Source organism: Bradyrhizobium sp. Mp27 (genome assembly GCF_029953005.1).
In the GTDB taxonomy this organism is placed as follows: domain Bacteria; phylum Pseudomonadota; class Alphaproteobacteria; order Rhizobiales; family Xanthobacteraceae; genus Bradyrhizobium; species Bradyrhizobium barranii.
Map to the genome: position 1 here is coordinate 1 of NZ_JASAUS010000362.1, position 3,131 is coordinate 3,131.

Annotated in this window: 1 protein-coding gene and 1 pseudogene; both read right to left on the reverse strand. The window is 57.6% G+C overall.

Annotated features, from left to right (window positions below; translation table 11 throughout):
- Positions 1–106: 106 nt before the first annotated feature.
- Positions 107–764, reverse strand: a pseudogene (locus QJT78_RS49740) (group II intron reverse transcriptase/maturase); the annotation flags it as partial.
- 1,508 nt (positions 765–2,272) lie between these two features.
- Positions 2,273–2,506: a hypothetical protein gene (locus QJT78_RS49745; RefSeq protein ID WP_014497799.1), complete on the reverse strand. Its 234-nt coding sequence runs from the start codon at positions 2,504–2,506 to the stop codon at positions 2,273–2,275.
- Positions 2,507–3,131 lie beyond the last annotated feature (625 nt).

Here is a 3,131-nt window from a genome sequence, read left to right on the forward strand (position 1 = left end):
CCCTCCCGACGCAACGACAAAACCGTAAAGCCCCGCGTTCAGCATAACCCGGCAGGAATCCACTTAAATCCAGCGGGGCGCTGTCCAAACAACCGGGGCCAGCTCTGTCGTCGGCGTAGCGTTCGAACGGAATGTGGGGATAAGACCCCTTCATCCAAACATCGAACACGTAGTGCAGGAACAAGTTTGCCAGGATTGGACTGACCACACCCCCTTGAGACCTGCCTGTCGTCCTCGCCCGAACCGATCCATCGGGCATCTCGACCGGAGCCTTAAGCCACCGCTCAATGTAGAGCCGGATCCAGTCAGCTTTCGTGTGTCGATAGACCGCGCGCATCAAGAGTTCATGATCGATCGTGTCGAAAAAGCTCTTGATGTCGAGATCTACGACCCAGTCGTGCTGCCAGCACCGCTTACGCGCCTGCTCTATGGCCTGATGGGCCGATTTTCCGGGCCTGTAGCCGTAGGAGTCCGGATCAAATTCTCCATCCAACACCGGCTCCAGACACCGTTTGACCACCATCTGGGCGATACGGTCCGCGACCGTCGGTATGCCAAGAGGACGAATCCCACCGCCGGCCTTAGGAATCTCGACCCGCCGCACTGGTGGCGGGAAGTAACAGCCGGTAGAGGTGGTTCTCAAGATCGCCGGCAAAGTCTTCGAGACTCTGGCCATCGACGCCCGCCGCCTTTCCCTTCTTCACAAGCTTATAGGCTTCCCACACCATCCGCTTGGTGATGGGCAACGGTTTGCCGGAGTTCACCGTGCTCCTCCCGGTCTTCCCGGTTGGCGCAGTGACGCCGGCAGGATAACGCAACCCCTTTGCTCCACGGCCATTACAGCCGCTTCCTCACTATTACGGGTTGCTCCGCCCCTGACGCATTGCGTCAGGTTCCGACGTTCCGTGTTGAAGCCTGTGACGAGATCATGCCGCCTATGCACCGGCTGCCGCGTGGGCCGTAAACAGGCTCCGCCCACACTCCTCCGAGCGCTACTACCCCACGCCCGTCTTGACAGCATCTTGAACCCATTTCGATACGTCATCGGCGGTTCGCTTGCACTCATCTTCTTGTCGCTTACCTGACGGTTTCATTCACCGCCTTTTTCCTCATCGCTCACCACCGCGCCTTTTGAACGCGGCAGCATGAGGTGGTTTGAAGCCTGCCCCTGAAGGCCGGCTCCGGGAGGCCAAACTCCCATCTTCAACACAGCATCACCGGCGTCGCCGCCGGTGTTCGTTGCACACGGTAATGCGGGTTTTGTTTCCGACAGGAATGTCGCGACTCCGACGTCGCGCAGCGGCTCCGTTTGACCAACCCATCAAATGAAAGGCGCTGCCGACAGTTCTACCTTCTGGCATGTAGCTTGCTGCGTGGGCCGAACGCGACCTTGCCGTTCCGAAGATACACGAGCAATCAATCGGCCGAGTGGTCGCGACGCAACGAACATCGTTTCTCCTACCGCCCTATGAAGAGAGGACTGCTAGCTTATGAGTGATAGGAGGCATGCAAAGCTTGGCATATTTCTGTTGGCCGGCGCTCAGCGCAATGAGACGTACATTCGCGCGCAACAAAGCCCCCAATGATCAAGCATTTCGGCGCCGATCGTCCCTCCTTGCAACCGCAGAGAAGGTGGAACTGGGAGCTCCTCGTCGCACTTCTCATAAATGCGGTGCTTTGGGCTGGAATCTACTTGGTCATCACAGCCTTCTTCTGACAGCCTCCCGTGCATGGCGACCGCGCGAGGCTTCTAGGGCCTATCGCATGCTGCAGCCGCCACGGCTGCGAATAACCTGATGCCGGCGCGCAATTCGCGCTGCGACCTGGATTTAGAGTGCGCTGTTCCGGCGACCGCAATAGGAATTCCGACGCATAACCCAGATGTCTGAAATGAAAGACACTGATATGCCGTTGCGGCCGCGGCTAAGTGCCAAAAATGACCAGTAGCAGCTCGACGTACCGCGCAGGTGGCATCCGGGCTTCCTCGTTAGGCGCAACGGATTGACTGCAAGTGAGAACTGGTACTCCGCATTACCGTTATGTGAAAGCTAGCTTTCGAGAAGCTGACGAAGCAAAGAGACCTGAAGGAACGTTGGGCAAGCGGCCGGCTCCGCCCTCACGTCCTATGGCATAGGACGGCCCGGCCGCCTCGCTCCTCGCTCCCGCAACGCTCGGAGCAGGCGGGATTGACTTGCTTGTTGAGCGATATCAGCCTCGCCCTTGGGTTGGGTATAGTTCAAAAGGCTGAAGCCTTGATTGGCCGTAGCAGCGCTTACAGCTCTTGCTCAGGCCACGTATCGTCCTCATTCTTGCGCATCCGCCACACGAGGGCGCGCTGCGCTAACTTGTCGTATTCGAAGGCAATCTTAAGCAACCTGTCTTTTGCTTTCCCGTCAACGAGCGCTGCCGCCTTCTTTCGCGTTGCTTGCGCGCGGCCTCGCCAGTGATCGGGTTGGTAGAGTTTGCTTTTCGGATTCATGCCGAGAGCATGCAATTCGTAGATCAAACAATTGCGACACCTACGCTCCGTATCATCACGTAGGAGCGACGCTCGTGGCTCGGCTGCCGAAGCGGTCGATCCCTAGTCCACAGCCCCCGACAGCTTTAGACCATCGGTCTTATGAAGAGACTTTGAATCGCATGCATCGTTAGATTGTACGAGTTGGGACAAGTGGGGATCACCACTGAGAGCCAGGGGATTCCTGACATCACGACATTTGCGAATGCATCAAATATGTACGCTAGCCCAGGACGACGAAATAGAGAGCCTAACACCATCCGGTGCAGGCCTACCCCCGATTCATCGAATGCCATTCCCGGCGGATGACGGGCTCCGTACAATGAGAACCGCAAAGTAGAATAACGAGCTTGCTGACAGCCAGCTAAGCAGATCCGCAGCTTTCCGGTTGGCAGATGATGCGCTCCGCACACAGCAAGAACAAAACGTCACCCCACCCGAATTGAAGGAATGTTATGATTCAGAAACAACGAACTAAGTTGGCTTCGGACCTCGGACTTCGCGTAAGCGCGTATTTTACCGCACAGGCTACGCGCGCGGCTGGCCGCGGCGTCGCGTGACGCCGGGCCCCAGCAGTGTCATCGGAACGGCTTGGTTGACCTGAGCGTTCGAA